Source organism: Parvibaculum sp., from assembly GCF_030651915.1.
GTDB lineage: Bacteria > Pseudomonadota > Alphaproteobacteria > Parvibaculales > Parvibaculaceae > Parvibaculum.
This window is the reverse complement of the sequence record NZ_JAUSBV010000002.1, coordinates 90500-116171: the sequence shown is the minus strand read 5'-3', so window position 1 is coordinate 116171 and position 25672 is coordinate 90500. Positions and strand designations below refer to the sequence as shown.

The 25672-nt window shown below is 63.3% G+C and carries 30 protein-coding genes; 16 read left to right on the top strand and 14 right to left on the bottom strand.

Features of this window, described 5'->3' with window-relative positions; translation table 11 throughout:
* The first annotated feature begins 44 nt into the window (after positions 1 to 44).
* Complete coding sequence (pnp, locus tag Q7V31_RS01005; RefSeq protein WP_304731868.1) at positions 45 to 2225, top strand: polyribonucleotide nucleotidyltransferase; 2181 nt, start codon at positions 45 to 47, stop codon at positions 2223 to 2225.
* Between the two features lie 75 nt (positions 2226 to 2300).
* On the top strand, positions 2301 to 2924 hold the full coding sequence (locus tag Q7V31_RS01000) for a DUF4893 domain-containing protein (protein ID WP_304731867.1): 624 nt from the start codon (positions 2301 to 2303) through the stop codon (positions 2922 to 2924).
* 8 nt (positions 2925 to 2932) lie between these two features.
* Here the strand turns inward: Q7V31_RS01000 and fabI are convergent, their stop codons facing one another.
* Genes fabI through fabA form a run of 3 tightly spaced genes read right to left on the bottom strand, consistent with a single transcriptional unit; the run spans position 2933 to position 5637 of the window.
* Entirely contained in the window at positions 2933 to 3790 is an 858-nt protein-coding gene (fabI, locus tag Q7V31_RS00995; RefSeq protein WP_304731865.1) for an enoyl-ACP reductase FabI, read from the bottom strand.
* Positions 3791 to 3842: 52 nt separating this feature from the next.
* Positions 3843 to 5069 (bottom strand): beta-ketoacyl-ACP synthase I, encoded by a 1227-nt coding sequence (fabB, locus tag Q7V31_RS00990; protein ID WP_304731864.1) that lies wholly within the window; start codon positions 5067 to 5069, stop codon positions 3843 to 3845.
* 49 nt (positions 5070 to 5118) lie between these two features.
* Positions 5119 to 5637, bottom strand: coding sequence for a 3-hydroxyacyl-[acyl-carrier-protein] dehydratase FabA (fabA, locus tag Q7V31_RS00985; protein ID WP_304731862.1), 519 nt, complete (start codon positions 5635 to 5637; stop codon positions 5119 to 5121).
* Between the two features lie 244 nt (positions 5638 to 5881).
* Here fabA and irrA point away from each other — a divergent pair, with 244 nt between their 5' ends.
* The 6 genes from irrA to Q7V31_RS00955 all read left to right on the top strand — a co-directional run bounded on the left by irrA (position 5882) and on the right by Q7V31_RS00955 (position 9686).
* Positions 5882 to 6313, top strand: a complete 432-nt coding sequence (gene irrA, locus Q7V31_RS00980) for an iron response transcriptional regulator IrrA (protein WP_304731860.1) — start codon at positions 5882 to 5884, stop codon at positions 6311 to 6313.
* 225 nt (positions 6314 to 6538) lie between these two features.
* The gene (locus Q7V31_RS00975) at positions 6539 to 6961 is read left to right on the top strand and encodes a rubrerythrin family protein (protein ID WP_304731859.1); all 423 of its coding nucleotides are present in this window, start codon (positions 6539 to 6541) and stop codon (positions 6959 to 6961) included.
* 89 nt (positions 6962 to 7050) lie between these two features.
* On the top strand, positions 7051 to 8406 hold the full coding sequence (locus Q7V31_RS00970; RefSeq protein WP_304731858.1) for a (Fe-S)-binding protein: 1356 nt from the start codon (positions 7051 to 7053) through the stop codon (positions 8404 to 8406).
* A 12-nt stretch (positions 8407 to 8418) separates the two neighbouring features.
* Positions 8419 to 9003, top strand: a complete 585-nt coding sequence (locus tag Q7V31_RS00965; RefSeq protein ID WP_370690614.1) for a DUF3501 family protein — start codon at positions 8419 to 8421, stop codon at positions 9001 to 9003.
* 90 nt (positions 9004 to 9093) lie between these two features.
* A complete protein-coding gene (locus tag Q7V31_RS00960) occupies positions 9094 to 9336 on the top strand; it encodes an AbrB/MazE/SpoVT family DNA-binding domain-containing protein (protein WP_304731855.1) in 243 nt (80 codons plus the stop codon).
* Positions 9333 to 9686, top strand: a complete 354-nt coding sequence (locus Q7V31_RS00955; RefSeq protein WP_304731854.1) for a type II toxin-antitoxin system PemK/MazF family toxin — start codon at positions 9333 to 9335, stop codon at positions 9684 to 9686. The genes Q7V31_RS00960 and Q7V31_RS00955 overlap by 4 nt, the downstream gene beginning before the upstream one ends.
* Before the next feature lie 31 nt (positions 9687 to 9717).
* On the opposite strand, the gene Q7V31_RS00950 is transcribed toward Q7V31_RS00955, so the two are convergent.
* On the bottom strand, positions 9718 to 10302 hold the full coding sequence (locus Q7V31_RS00950; RefSeq protein WP_304731852.1) for an SH3 domain-containing protein: 585 nt from the start codon (positions 10300 to 10302) through the stop codon (positions 9718 to 9720).
* Positions 10303 to 10429: 127 nt separating this feature from the next.
* On the opposite strand from Q7V31_RS00950, the gene Q7V31_RS00945 reads away from it, so the two are divergent.
* Positions 10430 to 11422 carry a D-glycerate dehydrogenase gene (locus Q7V31_RS00945; RefSeq protein WP_304731851.1) on the top strand — a complete coding sequence of 331 codons (993 nt, stop codon included), beginning with the start codon at positions 10430 to 10432 and terminating at the stop codon, positions 11420 to 11422.
* A 105-nt stretch (positions 11423 to 11527) separates the two neighbouring features.
* Here Q7V31_RS00945 and Q7V31_RS00940 read toward each other — a convergent pair whose 3' ends face one another.
* Complete coding sequence (locus Q7V31_RS00940; RefSeq protein ID WP_304731849.1) at positions 11528 to 12334, bottom strand: HesA/MoeB/ThiF family protein; 807 nt, start codon at positions 12332 to 12334, stop codon at positions 11528 to 11530.
* A 349-nt stretch (positions 12335 to 12683) separates the two neighbouring features.
* Here Q7V31_RS00940 and Q7V31_RS00935 point away from each other — a divergent pair, with 349 nt between their 5' ends.
* Positions 12684 to 13121 (top strand): CBS domain-containing protein, encoded by a 438-nt coding sequence (locus tag Q7V31_RS00935; RefSeq protein ID WP_304731848.1) that lies wholly within the window; start codon positions 12684 to 12686, stop codon positions 13119 to 13121.
* 47 nt (positions 13122 to 13168) lie between these two features.
* Here Q7V31_RS00935 and Q7V31_RS00930 read toward each other — a convergent pair whose 3' ends face one another.
* The 3 genes from Q7V31_RS00930 to Q7V31_RS00920 form a co-directional block, all read right to left on the bottom strand.
* Entirely contained in the window at positions 13169 to 13969 is an 801-nt protein-coding gene (locus Q7V31_RS00930) for a thioesterase family protein (protein ID WP_304731846.1), read from the bottom strand.
* A 191-nt stretch (positions 13970 to 14160) separates the two neighbouring features.
* Positions 14161 to 14763 carry a 2-hydroxychromene-2-carboxylate isomerase gene (locus Q7V31_RS00925; RefSeq protein ID WP_304731845.1) on the bottom strand — a complete coding sequence of 201 codons (603 nt, stop codon included), beginning with the start codon at positions 14761 to 14763 and terminating at the stop codon, positions 14161 to 14163.
* 23 nt (positions 14764 to 14786) lie between these two features.
* Positions 14787 to 15515: an SDR family oxidoreductase gene (locus Q7V31_RS00920; protein WP_304731844.1), complete on the bottom strand. Its 729-nt coding sequence runs from the start codon at positions 15513 to 15515 to the stop codon at positions 14787 to 14789.
* A 215-nt stretch (positions 15516 to 15730) separates the two neighbouring features.
* Between Q7V31_RS00920 and Q7V31_RS00915 the strand changes: the two genes are divergently transcribed.
* Entirely contained in the window at positions 15731 to 16231 is a 501-nt protein-coding gene (locus tag Q7V31_RS00915; protein ID WP_304731842.1) for a helix-turn-helix domain-containing protein, read from the top strand.
* Here Q7V31_RS00915 and cysK read toward each other — a convergent pair.
* The 6 genes from cysK to ubiE all read right to left on the bottom strand — a co-directional run bounded on the left by cysK (position 16198) and on the right by ubiE (position 21948).
* Positions 16198 to 17160 (bottom strand): cysteine synthase A, encoded by a 963-nt coding sequence (cysK, locus tag Q7V31_RS00910; protein ID WP_304731841.1) that lies wholly within the window; start codon positions 17158 to 17160, stop codon positions 16198 to 16200. The genes Q7V31_RS00915 and cysK overlap by 34 nt on opposite strands.
* A gap of 43 nt (positions 17161 to 17203) precedes the next feature.
* Positions 17204 to 17653 (bottom strand): Rrf2 family transcriptional regulator, encoded by a 450-nt coding sequence (locus tag Q7V31_RS00905; RefSeq protein ID WP_304731840.1) that lies wholly within the window; start codon positions 17651 to 17653, stop codon positions 17204 to 17206.
* A gap of 16 nt (positions 17654 to 17669) precedes the next feature.
* Complete coding sequence (gene dut / locus Q7V31_RS00900; RefSeq protein WP_304731839.1) at positions 17670 to 18146, bottom strand: dUTP diphosphatase; 477 nt, start codon at positions 18144 to 18146, stop codon at positions 17670 to 17672.
* Complete coding sequence (gene coaBC / locus Q7V31_RS00895; RefSeq protein ID WP_304731838.1) at positions 18143 to 19387, bottom strand: bifunctional phosphopantothenoylcysteine decarboxylase/phosphopantothenate--cysteine ligase CoaBC; 1245 nt, start codon at positions 19385 to 19387, stop codon at positions 18143 to 18145. The genes dut and coaBC overlap by 4 nt, the downstream gene beginning before the upstream one ends.
* A gap of 150 nt (positions 19388 to 19537) precedes the next feature.
* Positions 19538 to 21145 carry a 2-polyprenylphenol 6-hydroxylase gene (gene ubiB, locus Q7V31_RS00890; protein WP_304731836.1) on the bottom strand — a complete coding sequence of 536 codons (1608 nt, stop codon included), beginning with the start codon at positions 21143 to 21145 and terminating at the stop codon, positions 19538 to 19540.
* Between the two features lie 2 nt (positions 21146 to 21147).
* The gene (gene ubiE / locus Q7V31_RS00885; RefSeq protein WP_304731835.1) at positions 21148 to 21948 is read right to left on the bottom strand and encodes a bifunctional demethylmenaquinone methyltransferase/2-methoxy-6-polyprenyl-1,4-benzoquinol methylase UbiE; all 801 of its coding nucleotides are present in this window, start codon (positions 21946 to 21948) and stop codon (positions 21148 to 21150) included.
* 67 nt (positions 21949 to 22015) lie between these two features.
* Here ubiE and mutM point away from each other — a divergent pair, with 67 nt between their 5' ends.
* The 5 genes from mutM to Q7V31_RS00860 all read left to right on the top strand — a co-directional run bounded on the left by mutM (position 22016) and on the right by Q7V31_RS00860 (position 25571).
* Entirely contained in the window at positions 22016 to 22897 is an 882-nt protein-coding gene (gene mutM, locus Q7V31_RS00880) for a bifunctional DNA-formamidopyrimidine glycosylase/DNA-(apurinic or apyrimidinic site) lyase (RefSeq protein WP_304731833.1), read from the top strand.
* 8 nt (positions 22898 to 22905) lie between these two features.
* Entirely contained in the window at positions 22906 to 23310 is a 405-nt protein-coding gene (locus Q7V31_RS00875; protein WP_304731832.1) for a hypothetical protein, read from the top strand.
* A 51-nt stretch (positions 23311 to 23361) separates the two neighbouring features.
* On the top strand, positions 23362 to 24138 hold the full coding sequence (locus Q7V31_RS00870; RefSeq protein ID WP_304731831.1) for an enoyl-CoA hydratase: 777 nt from the start codon (positions 23362 to 23364) through the stop codon (positions 24136 to 24138).
* A gap of 184 nt (positions 24139 to 24322) precedes the next feature.
* A complete protein-coding gene (gene rpsT, locus Q7V31_RS00865) occupies positions 24323 to 24586 on the top strand; it encodes a 30S ribosomal protein S20 (protein ID WP_304731830.1) in 264 nt (87 codons plus the stop codon).
* 478 nt (positions 24587 to 25064) lie between these two features.
* Positions 25065 to 25571, top strand: coding sequence for a rhodanese-like domain-containing protein (locus Q7V31_RS00860; protein WP_370690613.1), 507 nt, complete (start codon positions 25065 to 25067; stop codon positions 25569 to 25571).
* Positions 25572 to 25672: the final 101 nt, after the last annotated feature.

Sequence of the window (25672 nt, the reverse complement as noted above, 5' to 3'; positions counted from 1 at the left end):
GGAAACGAACGCAGATGAGCGGCGGCGCGGAACAGGAAACCGATATGTTTGAAATTACACGCGAAGAAATCGAATGGGGCGGCCGTCCGCTCATCCTCGAAACGGGCAAGATCGCCCGCCAGGCCGATGGCGCGGTGCTCGCGACCTATGGCGAAACGACGGTGCTTGCCACTGTCGTCGGCGACCGCAAGCCGAAGCCGGGGCTCGATTTTTTTCCCCTGACCGTCAACTACCAGGAAAAGACTTACGCCGCAGGCAAGATTCCCGGCGGCTTCTTCAAGCGCGAGGGTCGGCCGAGCGAGAAGGAAACGCTGGTCTGCCGTCTGATCGACCGTCCGATCCGCCCGCTCTTCATCAAGGGCTTCAAGAACGAAACCCAGGTCATCGCGACCGTGCTTTCCCACGATATGGAGAACGATCCCGATATCGTCGCTCTGGTCGCCGTGTCGGCCGCGCTGACCATTTCGGGCCTGCCCTTCATGGGCCCCATCGCCGCCGCCCGCATCGGCTACATCGGCGGTGAATACAAGCTCAATCCGATGATCGACGAAATGGCCGAGAGCGACCTCGACCTCGTCGTCGCCGGTACGGCCGACGCCGTGATGATGGTCGAATCGGAAGCCAAGGAACTTTCCGAAGACATCATGCTGGGCGCCGTGATGTACGGCCACAAGCACTTCCAGCCGGTGATCGACATGATCATCCGCTTGGCCGAGAAATGCGCCAAGGAACCCCGCGCCATCGATGTGAAGGACAATTCCGGTCTGGTCACCAAGGTGCGTTCGCTGGTTGAAGGCGATCTGCGCGCTGCCTACGGCCTCAAGGACAAGGGCCAGCGCCACGCGGCGATCTCGCAGGCGAAAGACAAGGCCAAGGCCGCGCTCTGCAATGCCGAAGACCCGAACGCCGTGCCGGAAACGGATGTCGGCGGCGTCTTCAAGGAAATCGAAAGCGACATCGTCCGCAATTCGATCCTCGACACCAAGAGCCGCATCGACGGCCGCGATCTCGACACCGTGCGTCCCATCGTCTCCCAGGTCGGCATTTTGCCACGCGCGCACGGTTCGGCGCTCTTTACCCGCGGCGAAACCCAGGCGCTGGTCGTGGCGACGCTGGGCACCGGCGACGACGAACAATTCGTCGATGCGCTGGAAGGCACCTACAAGGAACACTTCCTGCTGCACTACAACTTCCCGCCCTTCTCGGTCGGCGAGACGGGCCGCGTCGGCTTCACCGGCCGTCGTGAAGTCGGTCACGGCAAGCTGGCCTGGCGTGCGCTGCGCGCCGTGCTGCCGCCCAAGACCGAGTTCCCCTACACGATCCGTCTTGTCTCGGAAATCACTGAGTCGAACGGTTCCTCCTCGATGGCGACCGTTTGCGGTTCGTCGCTGGCGATGATGGATGCCGGCGTGCCGGTGAAGCGTGCCGTCGCCGGTATCGCGATGGGCCTGATCCTCGAAGGCGAGCGCTTCGCGGTGCTCTCCGACATTCTCGGCGACGAGGATCATCTTGGCGACATGGACTTCAAGGTGGCGGGCACGGCCGAAGGCGTGACCTCGCTGCAGATGGACATCAAGATCGCCGGCATCACCGAAGGCATCATGAAGCAGGCGCTCGCCCAGGCGAAGGGCGGCCGCATCCATATCCTCGGCGAGATGGCCAAAGCCCTCGACACCGCCCGCCCCGAAATGGGCGAACATGCACCGCGCATCGAAGTCATCAAGGTCCCGACCGACAAGATCCGTGAAGTCATCGGCACCGGCGGCAAGGTGGTGCGCGAGATCGTCGAAAAGACCGGCGCCAAGATCGACATCTCCGACGACGGCACGATCAAGGTCGCCTCGTCCGATGGCGAGGCGATCCGCAAGGCAATTGCCTGGATCCAGGGCATCGTCGCCGAGCCGGAAGTCGGTGTGATCTATGAAGGCACGGTCGTGAAGGTTGTCGATTTCGGCGCCTTCGTGAACTTCTTCGGCCCGCGCGACGGTCTGGTGCACATCTCGCAGATGGCGCCGAACCGCGTCGAGCAGGTTTCCGACATCGTCAAGGAAGGCGACAAGGTCAAGGTCAAGCTGCTGGGCTTCGACGATCGCGGCAAGGTCCGCCTGTCGATGAAGCATGTGAACCAGGAGACGGGCGAAGAGATCGTCTACGAAAACGAGCCGGCCGAGCAGCCCCGCGAAAAGCGCGAGGGTGGCGGTGGCCGCGGCCGTCGTCGCGACTGATCTTCCGCTTCAAAAGCGTTAGGATTGCGGGGCCGGTTTTGAAAGCCGGCCCCGTTTTCTTGTGGGAGGTCGCCCATGCGCTTCACTGCCGTTCTCGCCGCCGCGCTGGCTCTGGCGCTGCCGGTTCCCGTCCTTGCCGACGCCGCCCCGCCATCGGGCTGGGAAGACAAGATCACCGATTTCGACCGCGACCGTCTCGCCCGTCTCGACGAGGCGGTGGCAAAGGGCATGGAAATGGCCGCCGCCGAACCCTTTCCGGCCGGCGACTATGCCGATCTGGTCAACATCATGCAGGCCGAAGCGGTTTCGGTGACCGACGCCTCGCTGCGCGGCAACTGGCGCTGCCGCACCATCAAGGCCGGCGGCCCCTATCTGAGCTTCGTCGTCTATGGCTGGTTTGCCTGCCGCATTTCCGCGCGCGACGACGGCCTCTTCTTCGAAAAGCTTTCGGGCTCGCAGCGTCAGACCGGCTATCTCTATCCGCGCGACGCAACGAGCTGGGTCTTGCTGGCCGCACCCAATCAGGATCACTCGGGCGCGCCGCGTCCCTATTCCGGCCCCGAAGGCGGCATCACCGATCCGCAGCTGCAGGACGAGCCCGGCATCCTCGAACCGCTGGCCGATGGCCGCTTGCGCATTTTCTTTCCCTGGCCGGTGCTCGAATCGACCTTCAACGTGCTCGAGCTGAAGCGGCACTAGCGGACCGCCTAGCCCTCGCCGTTCTCGATCATCTTCAGCTCTTCGGCGCGTGGCATGCCGATGATGTTGTAGCCGCCATCGACATGATGCACTTCGCCGGTCACGCGCTCCGAAAGGTCGGAAAGCAGGTAGAGCCCGGCGCCGCCCACATGGTCGAGTTCGATGGATTCCTTGATCGCCGCATGCTGCTTGTTCCACTTGAACACATAGCGCGCATCGCCGACGGCGGAACCTGCCAGCGTCCGCATCGGGCCGGCCGAAATCGCATTGACGCGAATGCCGTGCCGGCCGAGATCGACGGCGAGATAGCGCACGCTGGCTTCAAGCGCCGCCTTGGCCACGCCCATCACATTGTAGTTCGGCATCACCCGCGTCGAACCGCCATAGGTCAGCGTCACCATCGAGCCGCCCTGCGTCATCAACCGGGCCGCGCGCCGCGCCACATCGGTAAAGGAGAAGCAGGAAACATCCATCGTCCGCAGGAAGTTCTCCCGCGTCGTGTCGACATAGCGGCCCTTGAGTTCGTTCTTGTCGGAATAGGCGATCGCATGAACGACGAAATCCATGCGCCCCCATTCCTTTTCCAGCGCCTCGAAGGTCCGGTCGAGGCTCTCGCCATCGGTCACATCGCAGGGCAACAGCAGCTTCGAGCCGGCCGCTTCCGCCAGCGGCTTGACGCGCCGCCCGAAAGCCTCGCCCTGATAGGTGAAGGCGAGTTCGGCGCCGTGCGCCGCCAGCGCGCGGGCAATGCCCCAGGCGATCGAATGATCGTTGGCGACGCCCATGATCAGGCCGCGCCGGCCCTTCATCAGCGATCCGGTCAATATCGGCCGCCGTTCGCCCGGCTTTTCGTCAGACCCATGCATGAATTGTCCGTTCCCCGAATTGCTTCCGCTTCAAACCGGTGCCCCCGCGCCGTCACCCCTCATGGCGCTGGAAGGCCAGCGTCGCATTGGTGCCGCCAAATCCGAAGCTGTTGGAAATGGCCAGATTGATATTCGCGCCGTCGATGCGCGTCCGCGCGATATTGGCATCCGCCACTGCCGGATCGATCTCGTCGATATTGGCACTGGCCGCAATGAAGCCGTTCTGCATCATCAGCAGCGTATAGATCGCTTCATGGACGCCCGCCGCACCCTGCGCATGCCCCGTCAGCGATTTGGTGGCGCTGATCGGCGGCATTTTCGCGCCGAAGACCTCGCGGATCGCGTTGATCTCGGGAATGTCGCCGACCGGCGTTGAGGTCGCATGCGGATTGATGTAGTCGACCGGCGCCTTGACGTTCTCGAGCGCCATTTTCATGCAGCGCACCGCGCCTTCGCCCGACGGCGCCACCATGTCGGCGCCGTCAGCCGTTGCGCCATAGCCGACGATCTCGGCATAGATTTTGGCGCCGCGCGCTTTTGCGTGTTCGAGTTCCTCCAGTACCAGAATGCCGCCGCCGCCCGAAATCACGAAACCGTCGCGGTCCTTGTCATAGGCGCGGCTGGCTTTCTCCGGCGTGTCGTTGCGCTTGGCCGACATCGCACCCATCGCGTCGAACAGCACCGACAGCGTCCAGTCGAGTTCTTCGCCGCCGCCTGCAAACATGATGTCTTGCTTGCCCCACTGGATCATCTCGGCCGCATTGCCGATGCAGTTGGCCGAGGTCGAGCAGGCCGAGCTGATCGAATAGTTGACGCCCTTGGTCTTGAACCAGGTTGAAAGATTGGCCGAGCAGGTCGACGACATCGCCTTCGGCACCGCGAACGGGCCGACTTTCTTCGGGCCCTTCACCGGCTCGGTGCGCGCCATGTCGGCGGCGGCAACGATGGCTTTCGTCGAAGGCCCGCCCGAGCCGACAATGAGCCCGCTGCGCGGATTGCTGACATCGCTCTCCTCGAGCCCCGCATCGCGGATCGCCTGTTCCATCGCGACGGCCGCATAGGCGGCACCATCGCCCATGAAGCGCCGCGCCCGCCGGTCCACCGCTTCGTCGAGATTGATCTTCAGGCTGCCATGGATCTGGCTCCGGAAACCCATCTCGGCATAGACCGCCGATTTCTCGATGCCGGATTTCCCCTCGCGAAGCGATGCGAGCACTTCCTGGCTGTTGTTGCCGATGCTGGAGACGATACCGATGCCCGTGACGACGACCCGCCTCATGGCTGCCTCTCTTTCACTGCGAAAATTCCGTACCCGTTTGGTCGCCGCGTCAGGCCGCCTGCGCTTCGGCTTGCAGCCCGACTTTCATGTCGGTGATGGTGAAGGCCAGTTCGCCATCGGCCAGTATGGTGCAGTCGGCGACGCCGACAACCAGACGACGATTCACGACCCGCTTCAGTTGAATGATATATTCGATCTTTTTGATGGCGGGAGTCACCATGGCGGAGAATTTCACTTCGCCCACGCCCACCGCGCGTCCCTTGCCCTTGCCGCCGATCCAGCCGAGGAAAAAGCCCAGCAGCTGCCAGGCGCCGTCGAGGCCGAGACAGCCCGGCATGATCGGGTCGCCTTCGAAATGGCAGGGGAAGAACCAGAGATCCGGCTTGATGTCGAATTCGGCCTTGATCAGGCCCTTGCCGTGTTCGCCGCCTTCATCCGAGATATGGGTGATGCGATCGATCATCAGCATCGGCGGCAGCGGCAGCTGCGCATTGCCCGGACCGAACAGCCGTCCGTGGCCGCATTCGAGCAAGTCTTCGTAGGAATAAGCCGCTTTCTGGTCCGCCATTCGGGTCCGCTCGCTTGGGGCCCGCGCCCGCCCTCTTTTTCGAGCGCAGCGCCGGCCGGTCTCGTTCCTCGGCGGTCCTTTCGGCCGCCTCCCTTGGGCCGCTTGGTAACACACCGCAGGGCCCGCGCAAACCCTCGCCTTCGGGCGCGGCCGGCGGCTAACCCCCTCCCCGCCCTTGACAAATAGGTGACAAAGACCCTATCTACTGTTTGTAACGATTACAAACTACGTCGTTTGAAGGACAATGCGTGTGACGCAGGACAGGCCCTATACCCAGACGCTCGGCAGGTTGCGCGAGGCGGGGCTACGCCCCACCCGGCAGCGGCTGGCGCTTGGCCGTCTGCTCTTCGATGGCGGCGACCGCCACGTGACCGCTGAAGCGCTCCATGACGAGGCGCAGCGCGCCGGCGTCAGCGTCTCGCTGGCCACCGTCTACAACACGCTGCACCAGTTCACCGGCGCCGGCCTGCTGCGCGAGGTCGTGGTCGACAGCGCCCGCACCTATTTCGACACCAATATCGACGATCACCATCATTTCTTCATCGAGCGCGACGGCTCGCTGATGGATATTGCCGGCGACGACGTGACCATCGGCAAGCTGCCGCCGGCCCCCGAAGGCATGGACATCGCCCGCGTCGACGTGATCGTCCGCCTGCAGGATCGCTCGGGTCGCTGACGGGTTGAGTTAAGAATTCCTCGCAAAAACAAACACTAAAAAGTTTGTTTGGAATATCTCCAGACTGTTGACCGCAGCGCGCGTCAATCCTAGTCTCCCTTCCAACTCCCGAGCGATTCCTTCCGAAATCACGACGGGCGTTATTCCCCAACGGGGCGCAACAGCGCTGGCCGCCCGGCCGGCATGTTGTTCCTGTTCATTGCATAACGGGTGAGGAGCACCACCATGCCAGCGCTTTCCGGTTCCAAGACCATGGAAAATCTCAAAGAGGCATTTGCCGGCGAAAGCCAGGCCAATCGCCGCTATCTCTATTTCGCGCAGAAGGCCGACGTTGAAGGCTTCAACGATGTCGCCGCCGTCTTCCGCTCCACCGCTGAAGGCGAAACCGGCCATGCGCATGGTCATCTCGAATTCCTCGAGGAAGTCGGCGACCCGGCGACCGGCGAGCCCATCGGTGCCACCGATCTGAACCTCAAGGCCTCGATCGCCGGTGAGACGCACGAATACACCGACATGTATCCGGGCATGGCGCGCACCGCGCGCGACGAAGGCTTCGACGAAATTGCCGAGTGGTTCGAAACCCTCGCCAAGGCCGAAAAGAGCCATGCCGGCCGCTTCCAGAAGGCGCTCGACAGCCTCGGCAGCTGAGCTGCCGTTGAAAATCGTGCGGCGGGAGATCGCGTATCTCCCGCCGTCCGCTTCCCGCCGCAATCGTCATTGATGTCGGAGACCTGTCGATGAGCAGCCCGAAAGAGGGGGGCACAGAAGCCCCCACGCGCCATCCGCTCGACTGGCACAATCCGGATTTCTACGATCTCGAAAAGCTCGACGCCGAAATGCGCCGCGTCTTCGACATCTGCCATGGCTGCCGCCGCTGCTTCAATCTCTGCGACAGCTTCCCGCGCCTCTTCGATCTGATCGACGAGAGCCCGACCGGCGAACTCGACGAAGTGACATCGGCCGGCTTCGCGCCTGTGGTCGAGGCCTGCACGCTTTGCGATATGTGCTTCATGACGAAATGTCCTTACGTGCCGCCGCATGAATTCAATCTCGACTTCCCGCATCTGATGCTGCGCTACCGCGCGGCCGAGGCAAAGCGGAAAGGGTCCTATCCCTTCGTGCCCGGTCAGCTGGCCGAGACCGATCGCAACGGCAAGCTGGCGGCCCCCGTCGCCGCCATCGCCAATTGGGGCTCGAAGCGCGGCAACGCGTTGACGCGGCCCGCGCTCGAAGCGGTCGCCGGCATCGACCGCCGCGCCGAACTGCCGAAGTTTCACGGAAAAACCTTCACCATGCGCGCAAAGGCGCAGGATGCCGCCGGCGCCGCCGCGCCGAAAGAGGCGCCGGCCAAAGGCCGCAAGGCGGCGATCTTCGCCACCTGCTTCGTCAACTACAACAATCCGGGCGTCGGCGAGGCCGCGCGTCTGGTGCTGGCGCATAATGGCGTCGAAACCACCGTCGCCTATCCCGGCTGTTGCGGCATGCCCTTCCTCGAACAGGGCAATATCGAAAAGGTCGCAGCGCAAGCCGAAAAGGTCGCGAAGGACATGGTGGCCTGGATCGACAAGGGCTACGACATCATCGCCCTGACCGCCTCCTGCGGGCTGATGTTCAAGTTCGAATGGCCGCTGATCCTGCCCGACAATGAAGACGTGAAAAAACTCGCCGCCGCCACTTTCGATGTCGACGAATACATCGTCGACATCGCCAAGAAGGAAGGCCTCGCGCCGGGCCTGAAGCCGGTCGAGGGCGGCGTCACCGCGCATCTTGCCTGTCATGCGCGCGCCCAGAACATGGGCGCCAAATCGGCCGAGATGATGCGCTACATTCCCGATATCAAGCTCGATATCGTCGAGCGTTGCTCCGGACACGGAGGAACCTTCGGTGTGATGAAGGAGACCTTCGACGCCGCGATGAAGGTCGGCAAGACCGCGTCGCGCAACGTCGCCAGGACCGGCAACAAATATGTGACGTCGGACTGCCCGCTGGCCGCCAAGCATCTGGTTCACGAGATCGACCTGATGGGCGAGCCGCAGCGTCCGGCGCCGCAACACCCTGTCGAAATCATGGCGCGCGCCTGGGGGCTTATCTGAAAGATGACTGCGATGAAAAAAGAAATCACCCCGGCCGATATTCTGCCCTACGAGACTTACGCGGCGGAGCGCAAGGAGCGCCGCGCCGCCGCCATGGCCATGAAGAAGGACCGCCGCGTTTCGGTCGGCCCGCACGCGACTTTCTATTTCGAGAATTACGAGACGATGTTCCAGCAGATCCATGAAATGCTGCACATCGAAAAGGGCGGCGCCGAACAGCTCGAAGACGAACTCCGCGCCTACAATCCGCTGATCCCGCAGGGCAACGAGCTTGTCGCCACGATCATGTTCGAGATCGAGGATCCGGTTCGCCGCGACAAATTCCTGCGTTCCATCACCTGGGTCGAGAAGCATCTCTACATCGATGTCGGCGGCGAACACATCATCGGCGAGGCCGAGCTCGACGTCGAGCGCACCAAGGCCGACGGCAAGACCTCATCTGTCCACTTCGTCCATTTCCGCTTCACGCCCGAACAGATCGCCAGATTCCGCGACCCCGCGGTGCCGGTCATGGCCGTCGTCGCGCATGAGAACTATCACCACATGGCCGTGCTTTCGCCGGCGGCGCGCGAGGCGCTGGCGAAGGATTTTGCCTGAGTTTCTGCCGGGATTTGCCCCTATTGTATATCTTTAGGATATACAATAAATTTTCTGGGCCGGTTCGGCGAAGCAGAAAGGGCCAGCTGAATGTTTGCGCGCGTCGCCAAATGGGGAAACAGTCTGGGCATTCGGGTGCCCCGGGATATCGCGGCGCGCCTTGGCCTGAGTGAGGGGACAAGGGTCGACATCACCGCCGAGGATGGCCGCATCGTCATCGTGGCGGCGCGCCCGCGCTTCAATCTCGACGATCTTCTGGTCGGCATGACGCCGGAGGCGATGAGCGATGCCTTCGACTGGGGTCCTGACAAGGGCCGCGAGATCGTCGAGTGACGGACGCGCCTTACGAGCCCGGGGCCGGTGATCTTGTCTGGACTGATTTCGATCCGCGCACGGGCCGCGAGCAAAGCGGCCGTCGTCCGGCTGTGGTTGTTTCGCCCCGCGCTTTCTGGCGGGCCAGCCGCTTTCTCATCGTCTGCCCGGTGACTTCACGCATCCGGCCCTTCGCGGCCAGCGTCGTATTGCCCGAAGGATTGTCGGTCGCAGGAGAAATACTGACAAGTCATATCCGCAGCATCGATACGCTCGCGCGCCCGGTCGCCTTTGCCGGTGCCGTTCTGCCTGAACCGCTGCTCAACGAACTGCGTGAGAAAATTGCTGTCCTGATCGGCTATCGCGCCTGACGCGACAACCCCTGTATCCGGACCGGAACACCTAGTCGAACTCCTCGCCCGGATAGACGCCCCACAAGGCCGCCTGCGGCGTCCAGCCGCTGCGGTTCTGCACCTCGATCCGGCACCAGCCGGCCTTGCAGCCGCGCAGTGTCGTCACCAGGCCGGGTTCCAGATAGGCGACGATATCGGCGTCCGCTTCGGGCTTTGCGTGCAGCGCCACCGGCGCGTCCTCATCCTCCGGCGCATCGCCGACCACGATCGCGCTGCGCGTGCCGTCGAGCAACGTGTGCCAGATCCAGCCGCCATCGCCCTCATGGTCGCGAATGCGCCGCCAGTGATCCGATTCCGCCGTCACCTCCAGCGGCACGCCGCGTTTGGTGTAGATCCAGTCGATCGGAAAATCGGTGCCCGGCCCGCGCCGCACATTGGCGCGCGCCGCCTTCAGGCTGACATAGCGCGGCAGCGGCAAGCCGGTCACGCGGCCGCGTTCGCCGGCGCTCTCGGCCTGCACCGTCGGCAGCGCCGCCGCGCGCTCGGAGGCGCCGGCCGGTGCCGCCCATAGCGCTGCCATCGCCGCCAGCAGCAGCGCCGCGCCTCTTCCGCCTGTCGATTGCAACACCCGCATCTGTCGTTCCGTCCTTCGCGGTGCTTCTGCCCCGGGCCCCGCGACTCAGCCGATTTTGCCAGAAAATCCGCCAACGGAAGCGATAAAACCTGCTAATAAAGGCTGTTCGCTACCGGAGTCCCCCCGCATGCCCGCCAAAAAGCCGCTCGTCATCGTCACCCGCAAATTGCCGGCCCCCATCGAGGCCCGCATGGGCGAGCTTTTCGATGTCAGGCTCAATGCCGACGACCATCCGATGACGGCGGCCGAGCTGGCAGCGGCCATGCGCGAGGCCGAAGTGCTGGTCCCGACCGTCACCGACCGCATCGATGCCAGGCTGCTGGCCCAGGCCGGTGAAAATCTCCGCCTGATCGCCCAGTTCGGCACCGGCATCGACAATATCGATGTCGAAACGGCGCGCCGCCGCGGCATCACGGTCACCAACACGCCGGGCGTGCTGACCGAAGACACCGCCGACATGACCATGGCGCTGATCCTCGCCGTTCCGCGCCGCCTCTCCGAAGGCGCGCGCTATCTGCGCGAGCATGAAGGCGCCTGGCCCGGCTGGTCGCCGACCTGGATGCTTGGCCGGCGCCTCACCGGCAAGCGTCTCGGTATTATCGGCATGGGCCGCATCGGCCAGGCGGTTGCCGCCCGTGCCCGGCCCTTCGGTCTCGAAATCCATTATCACGGCCGCAAGCCGGCCAACGCGGTCATCGAGCGTGAGCTTGAGGCGACATTCTGGGAAAACCTCGACGACATGCTGCCGAAGGTCGACATCGTCTCGGTCAACTGCCCGCTGACGCCGCAGACCTTTCACCTTCTCGATGCGCGTCGCCTGAAACTGCTGCAGCCCGATGCCTATATCGTCAACACCGCGCGCGGCGAGATCATCGACGAGAACGCGCTGCTGCGCGCGCTCGAAGCCGGCGAACTGGCCGGTGCCGGCCTTGATGTCTTCGAGCGCGAACCGTCGGTCAATCCGCGCCTCGTCGCGCTGCCCAATGTCATTTCGCTGCCGCATATGGGCTCGGCCACCATCGAGGGCCGCATCGAAATGGGCGGCAAGGTCATCGTCAACATCAAGACCTTCATGGACGGCCACCGCCCGCCCGACCGCGTGATCCCGGCGATCATGTGACGTCAGGACCACCCGCCCCTTGGGGGCGGGTCGAAATTTGCGTCGCAAATTTCGGGGAGGGGGACTCCGCTCTCCTCACATCGCGCGGCCGCGTATCTTGCTCGCTCAGTCGCCATGCCCGCTCAAATCCGTGATCGTCGGCCGCTCCCCCGTCAGCGCGTTCTTCGGGTCCCATCTGAGCGTCAGCGTCCGGAAGCGCGTGTCGAGCGCGTCATAGATCAGCAGCTTGCCGGCGAGGCTTTCGCCCGCGCCGGTGATCTCCTTGATGACTTCGAGCGCCTGCAGCGAGCCGACAACGCCGGTCAGCGCCCCCATCACGCCGGCTTCCTCGCAGGTCGGCACCGAGCCCGGCGCCGGTGTCTCGCCGATGAAGTCGCGGTAATTGGGTTTCGGTTTGCCCTCGGCGTCGCGCTCGAAGGCGCGGAACACCGCCACCTGCCCCTCGAATTGTCCGACCGCGGCCGAAACCAGCGGCACCTTCGCGAAATAGCAGGCATCGTTGACCAGAAACCGCGTCTGAAAATTGTCGCAGCCATCGGCGACCACGTCGTACTGCGAAATGATTTCGAGCGCATTGGCCGCCGTCAGTCTTTCGCGATGTTCGACTACGCGCACATCCGGGTTGATCCGGTGAACGGCTTCGGCGGCGCTTGTCGTCTTCGCCCGTCCGACATCGGCTGTCCCATGCACGATCTGGCGTTGCAGGTTCGAAAGCGACACATCGTCATTGTCGATGACGCCGAGCGTGCCGACGCCCGCCGCCGCGAGATAGATGAGGCAGGGCGAGCCGAGCCCGCCCGCGCCGATCACCAGCACCCGCGCCTTCAGCAGCTTCTGCTGACCGGGCCCGCCGATTTCCTTCAGCACGATATGCCGCGCATAGCGTTCGAGTTGTTGGTCGCTCAGTGCCATGCGCGGAGTCTTACCATGCCGGCGGCAATAAGGAAGCATCGCTGTCCCATCGAAGAATCGGTGCCGCGCCGGTGGCCGCGCCGCGCCGCCTCTGTTATCGTCAACGCCGTCGCTCGCGAAAAGGGAAGCGCTCATTCGCGAGGCGGCGTTCCGGCCCGTGCCGGGTCGCGGCTGCGCATCGGCCTGCGGTAACATGCTTCCCATCGGCCGCCGGCCGCGTTCAGCCTTCCGTCGTCGACAACGCCCGGGAAAATCCTGCCGGCGCAGCAGGATCTATGCGCCCGGCCCCCGCACGGCGGACGATCCGGTTTTGGCCCCCGAAACAGAGCCCGAAACAGAGGAGGTTGTTATGCGGATAAAGGAACTGATGACCAACCATGCAGAGTGGATCGAGGCGTCGACGCCCTTGCGCGATGTTTCGCGAACGCTGCGCGACAAGAATATCGGCTGCCTGCCGGTCGGCGAAAACGATCGTCTGGTCGGCATGGTCACCGATCGCGATGTCTGCTGCCGCGGTGTTGCCGACGGGCTCGATCCCGAAAAGGCAACGGCGCGCGATGTGATGACCGACGGTATTATCTGGTGCTACGACGACCAGACCGACAAGGAAGCCGCCGAGCTGATGGACAAGCACGGCATCCGGCATCTGCCGGTGCTCAATCGCAAGAAGCGCATCGTCGGCGTGCTGTCGCTGGGCGATCTCGCCTTCCGCGGTCCGCAGCGGATCGGCGGCGAGGTCATCCGCCTGATCTCGCGCGACGCCGAGCGTCACGCCAAAAGCGCCTGACGCCGGCAGCGAAACGAAAAGCAGGCGGGGCCTTTCCCCGCCTGCTTCTATGTGAGCGCCAGCAGCACCGCGCTCTGGCACGAGCGCCCGATGCGCCCGTAAACATCGAAGATTTCCGATTCCGTCATCCCGCGGCCGTCGCCGCGCCAGTCGCCGCGTTGTGCGACGCCGATCCACTCGCCAATGGGATCGCGCGACAGATGCAGGCTGAGATCGGCATTGGGCCAGCCGGCGGCGTTGGGGCGCGTCCCCGCATCCGTCACCGTGAACAGCGTCGAGACATCGGCCACCGCCATCGCATTCGAAAACGGCGTCGGCGTTTCGTGAAAAACGCGCTTGAGGCGGAACCACTTCGCGCGTGTCCCGTCCGCATGCACCGTGTCGCGAATGTCGCAGAGATCGAGAAAGCCGGGACCGGGATTTGCCGATTTGAACGACGCCGGCCGCTCCCATGCCGGAAACGCCGCCGGCTCGAAGAGCCGCGTCTCCGGGCGCCCCGGCAGCCCGTCGATCTCGACCGGCTGCTGGAAGCAGGCGCTGGCCTTGGCCTGCAACTTGCCGCCCGCATAAATCTCGTTCTCGAACACCGCCACGCGCCCGCCTTCGCGCACCGCGCTCACCTTGCTCGTCAGCCCGTCGCGCGGCATCGGTCGGAGCAGATAAAGCTGCGCCGACACAAGCCCGCCAAGCCCGCGCGCCGCCGCCATGATTTCCATTTCGCCGACCGCAAGAGCGGCCGCCGCGCCGCCATGCATGCCGCCGAACGGCCCCTGCGCCTGCGGATGCGCGTTCCACACCTCGCCATCGCGGCGAAAGACAGAATTGAGATCGGGGCTCGGTGCGTTCATGGATTCATCTCACTCGTGAAACGGGTTTGCATATTCTCTGATTTTTCCGTCATTGCGAGGGTGAGAAACGGTTCGCGCAAGCGAACGAAAAGGTCCGGTGGACCTTTTCGAGTTTTGAACGCCCGGAGCGACAGCGAAGGGCTGGAAGCGACGAAGCAATCCAGAAAGCGTCAAACTCGTTATTCGCGGCTTCACCCCGCAATCGCCTCTTCCACCTCGCGCAAGCGGTCCTTGCCGAAATAAATCTCGCCATCGACAAAAAAGGTCGGAATGCCGAAGGCGCCGCGCGCCACGCTGCCTTCGGTGTTCGCCGCGAGCTTCGCCTTGACATCCGCCTCCTGGATGCGCGCCAGCATCCGCGTCCCGTCCAGCCCGGCGGCGTCGAGCACCGCCTTGATGACGTCCGCGTCGTCCATCTTCTTCGAATCTTCCCACATCGCCGGCATCACCGCCGCGATATAGGCGGGCAGATTGCCGTCGATCTCGGCCGCCACCGCGCCGCGCATGATCTGCAGCGTGTTGACCGGGAAATGCGAATTGAATTTGAACCTGGTGAGATTGTGCTTTTTGATGAAGCGCTCGATCTCGAGGAACTGGTATTCGCCCTTGTTCTTGATCCCCTGATTGGCGATCACCGGCGAGACATTGTTTGTCGCCTTGAAGATGCCGCCGAGAAGCACCGGCACATATGTGAACGTCGTGCCCGTGCGACGCTCGATCTCGGGCACCACCTTCCACGAGAGATAGGCGTTGGGGCTGCCGAAATCGAAATGGAATTCGACCGTCTTGGTCATTTGCGTTCCCCTCTTGGGTTTGGTCAGAAGGTTTCCATCCACGGCCTGAGGTCGAGCTCATGCGTCCAGGCGCTGCGCGGTTGGGCATGAATGTGCCAATAGGCATCGGCGATATGGTCGGGATTGAGGATCCCGTCCTCGGCCTTCAGCTTGTAGCGCTCCGGAAAATTGTCGCGGATGAAGGCCGTGTCGATGGCGCCGTCGATGATCGGATGGGCGACATGGATGCCCTGCGGTCCGAGCTCGCGCGCCATGCTCTGCGCCAGCGCCCGCAGCGCGAATTTGGCGCCAGCAAACGCACTGAAGCCGGGCCCGCCGCGCAAGCTTGCGGTCGCGCCGGTAAAAATGATCGTGCCCTGCCCGCGCGGCACCATCACCCGCGCCGCCTCGCGGCCGGTCAGAAAGCCGGCCAGCGCCGCCATCTCCCAGACCTTGCGATAGACGCGCTCGGTCATCTCGCGGATCGGAAAATTCACATTGGCGCCGATATTGAAGACCATCACCTCGATCGGCCCCACCTCGCGCTCGATGGTCGCGAAAAGTTCGACGACGTCCTCTTCCTTCCGCGCGTCCGATCCGAAGCCGCGCGCGCGTCCCCCCTCGGCTTCGATCTGCTGGATGAGGGGGATAAGTTTTTCTTCCGAGCGCCGCGTCACGCAGGCGACATATCCCCCCTTGGCGAAGCGTCGCGCCACCGCCCCGCCGGTCGCGTCACCTGCGCCGATGATCAATGCGACTTTCTGGCTTCCCATAATCATCTCCTCCGGGGTGATCGCCGATCCCCCTTGGGGCCGGGCAAAATCATTTGTGACAGTTTTGTGACAGTTTTGTGACAGTTTCGTGACAGAGGGGGGGTTCCGCTGTCAAATTCGCTGTCACAATTGTCAGTTCCGTTTCAGAACGGTAATGTCAGAATGGGTTCCGAAAGGGAACTTGTCAAGCTATACTGGCGTCAAAAGGAGCTCCGATGCGCTGGGAAGAACTCGACCGCGAACACTGCTCGCTTGCCCGCACCCTGTCGGTTGTCGGCGATCGCTGGACGCTGCTGGTGTTGCGTGAATGCTTCCTCCGCATACGGCGTTTCGAGGAATTCGAGCAGCGTCTCGGCATCGCCCGCCACGTGCTGGCCGATCGCCTGAAAAAACTGACCGAGGCCGGCGTCCTTGAAAAAATTCCCTATCAGGAGCGCCCGCGCCGCGAAGAATATCGACTGACCGAAAAAGGTCTGGCGCTCTATCCGGCGCTGCTGGCACTTCTCGACTGGGGCGACGAATACATGTCGGGCAAGAAAGGCCCGCCATTGCTGCGCCGTCACAAGGCCTGCGGTCATGTCGCGCATGCCGTGCCGACCTGTTCGGAATGCGGCGAACCGCTCGACGCGCGCGCGATGACGGCCGAGCCCGGTCCCGGCGCGCCGGCGGGCTTTGTTGTTCCTCAGAGACCGTCGAAGAGCGCCGTCGACAAATAGCGTTCGGCAAAGGACGGGATGATCACGACGATCGTCTTGCCCTTCATCTCCGGCCGCGCGCCGACTTCGAGCGCCACCGCAATTGCCGCACCCGACGAGATGCCGCAGGCTATACCTTCCATCCGCGCCACCTTGCGCGCATGCTCGAAAGCGGTTTCGTTGCCGATGGTAATGACCTCGTCGATCAGCGACTTGTCGAGATTGCCCGGCGCGAAACCGGCGCCGATCCCTTGAATCATGTGCGGTCCCGGCTGTCCGCCCGATAGCACGGGGCTGTCCTCCGGTTCGACCGCGATCATCTTCATGCCCGGCTTGCGTGCCTTCAGCACCGAGCCGACGCCGGTGAAAGTGCCCGCCGTGCCGATACCCGAAATCACGACATCGACCTTGCCGTCGGTGTCGTTCCAGATTTCCTCGGCCGTTGTGGTGCGGTGAATTTCCGGATTGGCCGGATTGTCGAATTGCTGCGGCATCACCGAATTCGGATACTGCGCCAGCAGTTCTTCGGCGCGCGCAATCGCGCCCTTCATGCCTTTCTCGCGCGGCGTCAGCTCAAGCTGCGCGCCCAGCAGCGCCAGCATCTTGCGCCGTTCGATCGACATGCTCTCCGGCATGCAGAGAATGAGCTTGTAGCCTTTGGCGGCACAAACGAAGGCAAGCGCGATGCCCGTGTTCCCCGATGTCGGCTCGATGATGACCGTGTTCTCGGCGATCTTGCCCTGCCGCTCCAGCGCTTCGATCATCGAGACGCCGATGCGGTCCTTGACGCTTGACAGCGGATTGAAGAATTCGAGCTTCAGCAGAATGTCGGCGACGACGCCGGCTTCCTTCGCCATCCGGTTGAGACGCACCAGCGGCGTATCGCCGATGGTTTCGATGATGCTGTCATAGACGCGCCCGCGTCCGGGCTTCTTGCTGCTGTTGCTCATGCTGGCCTCCCGGGCCTCGGCTGAAAATTTCGCTCAATGCATGTCAGATGGTGAAATCGGCTGTCGGCTTCGAACTTCCAACTCCTGCTTCCTCCGCCTTCTGGCACAGATCCGCAATCGTGATACCGTCAAGCTTCTCCATCAGATCGCGTTGAACCTCCTCCCACAAGGGGGCAATCACGCGCTCGCCGAGTTCCGACGGGCCGCTGCTGGTCGGTTCGTCTGACGCTTCCATGGCGCCGACCACGCGCACCACCTCGCCGACCGCAATGCGCCGCCGCTCGCGCGCCAGCGTATAACCGCCGCGCGGACCGCGCACGCCTTTCAGGATGCCGGCATGCACGAGCTGCTGCATCACCTGTTCGAGATAGCGCTGCGGAATGCCCTGCCGCTTGGTGATTTCCTTCGACTGCACGGGATCGGGCCGCGCATTGATCGCGACGTCGACCACCGCCTCGAGCGCCAGCCAGGTTTTCTTGGAAAGTCTCAGCATCGACCCGTCGCCCCCGCTATTTTCCCGCAATGCCCGATGTGCCGGTCGAGCCGAAACCGCCCTGCCCGCGCGCCGTCTCGTCGAGCGTCTCGACTTCGTTGAACCTGGCTTGCGTCACCGGCGCCACCACCATCTGCGCGATGCGCGTGCCGCGTTCGATCAGAAAGGCCTCGGCCCCGTGATTGACAAGAATGACCTTCACTTCGCCACGATAGTCGCAATCGACCGTGCCCGGCGAATTGAGAACGGTGACGCCGTTCTTGGCGGCAAGCCCCGAACGCGGCCGGACTTGCGCTTCGAAGCCTTGCGGCAGGGCGATTGCAAGTCCCGTCGGCACCAGCGCCCGCGCGCCGGGCGCCAGCATCAGCGGCGTATCCTCGGGAAGGGCTGCAATGAGATCCATGCCCGCCGCGCCCGCCGTTTCGTAGCGCGGCAGCGGCAGTCCTTCCGCATGCGGCAGCCTTTGCACGCGGACATCGATCATGAGCGTCATTCGGCGGCCTTTGCGGTTGAGAAATGATCGGCGATGCGGCGTGCGAGCCGCTCGGCAACCGCCTGCTTCGGCAAGAGCGGCCAGTCTTCCTGTCCCTCGCGCGTGATCAGATGCACCGTGTTGAGGTCACCGCCCATCACGCCGGTCGCCGGCGACACGTCATTGGCGACGATCCAGTCGCAGCCCTTGCGCTGTCGTTTGGCGACCGCATGCTCGATCACCTTTTCGGTCTCGGCCGCAAAGCCGATAACGAGCCGCGGGCGGTTCGCGGTCAGATGCGACAGCGTCGCCAGAATATCGGGGTTCTCGACCAGCATCAGCGCCGGCGCCTGTTCGCCCGGCTGCTTCTTGAGCTTCTGTTCGGCATCGCTGGCGACGCGCCAGTCGGCAACGGCCGCCGCGCAGATCGCGATATCGGCCGGCAGCGCCGCTTCGCAGGCCGACAGCATCTCGCGTGCGGTCTCGACGCGCGTCATCGTCACGCCGGGCGGGGAGGGCAGGTTGGTCGGGCCGGAAACGAGCACCGTCTCGGCGCCGAGGCGCGCCACGGCCTGCGCGATTGCATAGCCCTGCTTGCCGGACGAACGATTGGCCAGATAGCGCACCGGATCGATCGGCTCATGCGTCGGCCCCGACGTGATGAGCACACGCTTGCCTTTCAGCGGGCCACCGCCGGGGAAGGCGAGCTCGGCGAAATGCGCTTCAATGGCCGCAAGAATTTCGGCCGGCTCCGCCATGCGCCCCGGTCCATATTCGCCGCAGGCCATGTCGCCTTCGTTCGGGCCGACGAAATCGACGCCGTCGGCAAGCAGCGTTTCGAAATTGCGCTGCGTTGCGCGATGCGTCCACATCCGCACATTCATCGCCGGCGCGATCAGCACTTTCTTGTCGGTGGCCAGCAGCGCCGTGCTGGCAAGATCGCCCGCGATGCCATGCGCCATCTTTGCCATCAGATCGGCGGTCGCCGGCGCGACGACCAGCAGATCGGCATCGCGCGACAATTCGATATGGCCCATTTCCGCTTCGTCGGTGAGGTCGAAGAGATCGGCATAGACCTTGTCACCGCTCAGGCTCGAAACCGAAAGCGGGGTTACAAACTCATGCGCCGCCGCCGTCATGATTGCGCGCACATTGGCGCCGCGTTCCCTGAGCCGCCGGATCAGTTCCAGACTTTTATAGGCGGCGATCCCGCCGCCGATAATCAGCAGCACGCGCCGTCCGCTCAGAATGCTCTCGGCCAACTCTCTCTCCTCGCGTCGAGGTCGCAACAGAGAGACCTCCCGTGAGGTTCTGCTGCGCTCTGCGTGAAAATATAAGTATTCACGCTGAAGATTTGTAGATCAAATCCATCGACAGGGAAAGAAAGGAAATAGGAATAAAATTTCCTTTGTTTATATGAGGTTGGCGATCAACAAGGCCGCCAATGCGCCGACGGCGAGCCAGAGAAGCGGCGTTGCATATCCGCGCTGCCGGTCCTGCGCGCGGGCAATGGCATCGGCGGATGACGGGTGAATGCGCACACCGTCCTCGTCGACACTCTCGGCAAGAAGACGCGCGGTGCGTTCGGCGCGGTCGAGCACCTCCGGCAAGTGGCTCATCATGCGGCCGAGCTGCAACGCGCCCGCCGCTGCCTCCTCAATGCGTGTTTCGGGCGCCATCCGCTCGATCATCCACGCCTTGAGCACCGGCTCGGCGCTCTCCCAGATATTGTGATCGGGGTCGAAATGCCGCGCGACGCCCTCGACGACGACCATCGTCTTCTGCAACAGGATCAGCTCCGGCCGCGTCTTCATGTCGAACTGCTCGGTCACCTGGAAGAGCTGCGAAAGCAGCTTTCCCATCGAAACTTCCCGCGCCGAACGCCCGAAAATCGGTTCGCCGACCGAACGCAATGCCTGGGCAAAGGCGTGAATGCTTTTCGAACTCGGCACATAGCCGGCTTCGAAGTGAATCTCGGCGACGCGAGTGTAGTCGCGCGTGATGAAGCCATAGAGAATTTCGGCCAGGAAGCGCCGCTCATTCGGTCCGATGCGGCCCATAATGCCGAAATCGACGGCGACGATCCCGCCTTCCGCATCGACGAAGAGATTGCCCTGATGCATGTCGGCATGAAAGAAGCCGTCGCGCAGTGCATGGGTCAGGAAGGACTGGATGACCTGTCGTCCCAGCCGCTTCATGTCGTGACCGGCGGCGACAAGCGCCGCGCGGTCGGAGGCCGCGATGCCCTCGACCCATTCCATCGTCATCACGCGCTTCGCTGTCAGTTCCCAGTCGATCTGCGGCACGCGAAAGCCCTCGTCCTTCGCGGTGTTTTCGGCCATTTCCGACATGGCCGCCGCTTCGAGCCGGAGATCCATTTCAAGCTTTACGCTGTCGGCCAGCGTCTGCACGATCTCGACGGGTCTGAGCCGACGTGCTGGCGCGTAGAGCCGCTCGACTGTTTCGGCGGCCCAGAAAAAACTGTCGAGATCGGCGGCAAAGCGCATTTCGATGCCGGGCCGCAGCACCTTCACGGCGACATCGCGACCCTCGGCATTTTCTCCGTCGGGTCGTGTCCGCGCACGATGGACCTGCGCGATCGAGGCTGCCGCGATCGGCTCGCTGAAGGTGCTGAACAAGGCTTCGACCGGCTTGCCGATGCCTTCTTCGACGATGACGCGGGCTTCGGCCATCGAGAAGGGTGGCAACTTGTCCTGCAACGAAGTGAGATCCTGCGCCAGTTCGGCGCCGATAATGTCGGGCCGCGTTGCCAGAAATTGCCCGAGCTTGATGTAAGACGGCCCGAGCGCCGCCAGCGCGGTGGCGAGCCGCTCACCCGCGCTGCCGGCGATTTCCTGCGGCGGCGCTTCCCAGGGAAACCGAATCTTGGCAAGCGGCAACAAAGCCAGTAGTGCCGCCGGCATCTCGCCCCGCAGTTCGAGCGGCATCAGCGCGTCGTAACGGCCGAGAATGCGCGCCGCGCGAGCAAGCCGACCAATGGAACGGAGGGCGCGCAGCATCGTCAGAGACGCCAGCCGGAATGCAGCGCCGCCACGCCGCCGGTGAGATTGCGGTACCGCGCATTGCCGAAGCCGGCTTCCGCAATCATGCGCTTGAACGTCTCCTGCTCCGGAAAGCGCCTTATGCTTTCAACAAGATACTGATAGGGCGCGCCGTCGCCGGTCACCCATTCGCCCATGCGCGGGATCGCGGCGAAGGAGTAGGCATTGTAGATCTCCTCAAGTCCCGGAACGGCAACATGGGAAAACTCGAGGCAGAGAAACCGTCCACCCGGCTTCAGCACGCGATAGGCATCCCTCAGCGCATGCTCGATATGCGTCACATTGCGAATGCCGAAAGCGATGGTGTAGGCATCGAACGAACGGTCGGGAAAGGGCAATGCCTCGGCATCGCCGCAAGCAAAGGCGACACGGCCTTCATAGTCCTTTGCCTCGGCGCGGCCCTGGCCGACGCCCAGCATGTGCTTGTTGATGTCGCAAACGGTCACTTGTGCGCCAGCGCCGGCCCGGTCGAGAAAACGGAAGGCAATGTCGCCGGTTCCGCCGGCCACGTCGATCAGATGGAACGGCCGGGCGCTCTGCGGCGGGTTGAGCCAATCGATCATCGCCTGTTTCCAGGCGCGGTGAAGACCGCCCGACATCAGGTCGTTCATCAGATCGTAGCGTTCGGCCACCTGCTCGAAAACCTCGTGAACGAGCTTGGCCTTCTCGCCCTCACGAACAGTCCGGAAGCCGAAATGGGTCTCGCCCTCCGGGACATCGGAAGCGCCCGTTTTGGCCCGATTTTTTGTGTCTGCGCTCATGCGCCGGACCATAGCGCGCCGCCGCCGGTGGCGCTACTTTGATCCCCCGCCAGTCTTGAAAGCCGCCATGCCCGAGCTTCCCGAAGTCGAAACCGTCCGTCGCGGCCTTGCCCCCGTCCTTGAGGGCGGTCGGTTCGCGCATGTGACACAGCGCCGGCCGGATCTGCGATTTCCATTGCCGGCCCGTTTTGCCGAGCGGCTGAAAGGCCGCCGCGCGTCCCGCCTCGACCGCCGCGCCAAATACATCCTCGTCCATCTCGATGAAACGGCGCAGGTCGAGGCGGAGGTGTTGATCATGCATCTCGGCATGTCGGGCCGGTTCACCGTTCACGAGCCGATGGGCACCCGGGCGCCTGGGCACTTTCATCATGGAATGCCCGGCGGAGAACGCCACGACCATATCGTCTTCGACATGGAAGACGGTGCCCGTATCGTCTATGCCGATCACCGCCGTTTCGGCTTTATGGACCTCGTGCCGGAGGCCGCACTTGCGACGTGCAGGCACTTGGCCGGGATCGGGCCAGAACCCCTTGGCAATGAATTCTCGGCCGCGGTGCTGGCCGAACGGTTGACCGGGCGCCGGGCCCCGATCAAGGCGGCGCTGCTCGACCAGCACACGGTTGCCGGCCTCGGCAATATCTATGTCTGCGAGGCGCTGTTTCGCGCCGGCCTGTCGCCCCGGCGATCTGCGGCTTCCGTAGCGACGCCTCTGCGTTCGTCGCGGCTTGCCGGCGCGATCCGCGATGTTTTACAGGATGCGATCATGGCCGGCGGGTCGACCTTGCGCGATTATGCCCATACCGATGGAGAACTGGGTTACTTCCAGCATTCCTTCGCCGTCTATGACCGCGAAGGTGAAGCCTGTTCAAAGACGCGCTGTGGCGGTACCGTGAGCCGCATTGTGCAATCGGGACGGTCGACCTTCTTCTGTTCGTCGTGCCAGAGGTAGTGACACAAATGACGAGAGCCGCCGTCTTCCTGCGCACCAGTCTCATTGTTCTGTTTGCGCTTTCTGCGCTGCCTGCGGCGGCGCTTGCCGCGGGTGGTTATCTCGACAAGGTCGAGGACATGCCGTTGATGGACGGTCTGAGCGAGACCGGTGATGGCGGCATCGCCTTCGACAAGCCGACGGGCCGTATCGTGCGCACGGTGGCGCGCGGCGATGTCGCACCGGAAAAGGTCCGCGCCTTCTATGTCGAGACGCTGCCGCAGCTTGGCTGGACACGGAACGAGCGGCTGGAACTGATCGGCGGATTGCTGATTTTCGGTCGCGAAGGCGAGAAGCTTGAAATCCAGATTGTGTCGCAGTCGAGCGACGCCGTCGCGCGAACGGAAGTGCGCTTCTCAATCACGCCCGAATAGGGCCGCCTCCGGCCCCGCCCCGCAATTCAATACCCGTAACAGGAGAGACGAATGGCTTATCTCAACATCCTGGTTGAAAAGAAAGGTGCGGTCGGCCTGATCACGCTCAACCGCCCGGATGCGTTGAACGCGCTCAACAAGGCGCTGATGGACGAGCTGACGGTGGCGCTGGATGCCTGGGAGGCCGACGACGATATTCATTGCATCGTGCTCACCGGTTCGGCGAAGGCCTTTGCGGCCGGCGCCGATATCAAGGAGATGCAGCCGAAGTCCTACATGGATGTCTACAAGGAAGATTTCATCACCGCCAACTGGGAGCGCGTGACGCGCTGTCGCAAGCCGGTGATCGCGGCGGTGGCGGGCTATGCGTTGGGCGGCGGCTGCGAGCTGGCGATGATGTGCGATTTCATTATCGCGGCCGAAACCGCAAAATTCGGCCAGCCCGAAATCAAGCTCGGCGTCATGCCGGGGGCAGGCGGCTCTCAGCGGCTCACCCGTTTCGTCGGCAAGTCGAAGGCGATGGAAATGTGCCTGACCGGCCGCATGATGGACGCCGAAGAGGCAGAGCGCGCCGGGCTGGTCAGCCGCATCGTGCCGGCAGACGAACTTCTCGATGAGGCGCTGAAAACGGCGGCAACCGTCGCCGCCATGTCGCTGCCGATCGCCATGATGACAAAAGAGAGCGTCAATCGGGCCTATGAGACGACGCTGACCGAAGGGGTGCGTTTCGAGCGCCGCCTGTTCCATTCGATGTTCGCGACCGAAGATCAGACCGAGGGCATGGCTGCCTTTGTCGAGAAGCGTCAGCCGCAGTTCCGGAACCGTTGAAAAAGCCCTGTTTTGCCGCATTTTCATCGATTCTGGGCTTGTTGACGAATGCGGGGCAGGCGCGTATAACCCCCGCTTTCGAGGGGCCAGACTGCCTGTTCTTGCGCTGGCTGCCTTAATTTCTTGAACGGCATTTCCGCGGGTCCGAAAACGGACCGGGCGAGACACGAAGGTCCGAAGCTCGATGGCGAATACAACCTCCGCTAAGAAGGCGATCCGCAAGATTGCGGCGCGCACCGAAGTCAACAAGGATCGGCGTAGCCGTATGCGCACCTTCATCCGCAAGGTTGAGGAAGCGCTGGCGAGCGGCGACAAGAAAGCAGCGGAAGTCGCGCTTCGTGCCGCACAGCCCGAGATCATGCGTGCCGCGCAGAAGGGTGTGATCCACAAGAACACAGCCTCGCGTAAGGTGTCGCGTTTCTCGCAGCGCGTGAAAGCACTTGCCTGACAGGCACTCTTTGCGCCCGGCACTGCCCTGACATAGCGATGTGTCGCACGTCGCCAAAGTGTGAAAATTCGAAAGCCCGCGATCGAAAGATCTGCGGGTCTTTCTTTTGGCCGCACCACGTTTCATCGTGGGACGGGGTGCGTCGCAAAAATTTCGGTCATCCAAAAAAATAACCGGTACGACAGCAGCACTTGCGGGCGCTGCTGTGTGTTTGCGTTGCGATTGCCACAGGATATTGCGTGCGTGCCTGCCGACACACGTGCGAACTTTTTTTGACGGAAACGATTCTTCCGCTTGCCTCACCCATCCCCAGCCAGTATGTTTAACAACCTCAGAGGGGCCCATCAATACTGTGATTTTTAAGTAAAACTCTAAGTAATCCAGTATTGGTGTTTGCTCCTTCGGGTAAAAGCAAGTATTCAAACACAGATTGAGTGACGAGCCGGGGCGGTTTCGCTATTGCCCTGTCGGGAGCTGTGTGTCCGGATTTCCGGGCGCGCGCAGGGTGATGGGCGCTGTGGCGGATGGGGGCATTGTGCCGGAAGTGATCGGGACGCAATCGGATGACTACGCGGGCGACGTGACGCCGGAAGAGGCGTTCCGGATGCTCGGTGCCGATCCGAAAGCAACGCTCGTCGATGTGCGCACACGGGCCGAGTGGTCCTTTGTCGGTGTGCCCGACCTCTCCGGTCTGGGCAAGGAGCCGATGTTGCTGGAATGGCAGGTCTTTCCGGCCATGGAGCGCAATCCGCGCTTCGCCGACGATCTGGCATCGGCTTTGGGCCCGGATATGAAGGACTCGCCGGTCTTTTTTCTATGCCGGTCGGGCGCGCGGAGCCGGGCGGCGGCGATCGCGTTGACGGCGGCGGGCTTCGGACGCTGCTTCAACATCGCCGGCGGGTTCGAGGGGGATCTCGACAGTACCCGCCATCGCGGTGCGCGCAACGGCTGGAAAGCGATGGGCCTGCCCTGGGCTCAATCCTGAGCGGGGCCGACTTGAGGGGTGGTGGATCGGGACACGAGAATCCCGGCCAAGGGAAGTCCGGTGCCGTGAAATGGGCCGGAAAGAAAACGGGGCCAAGGTTT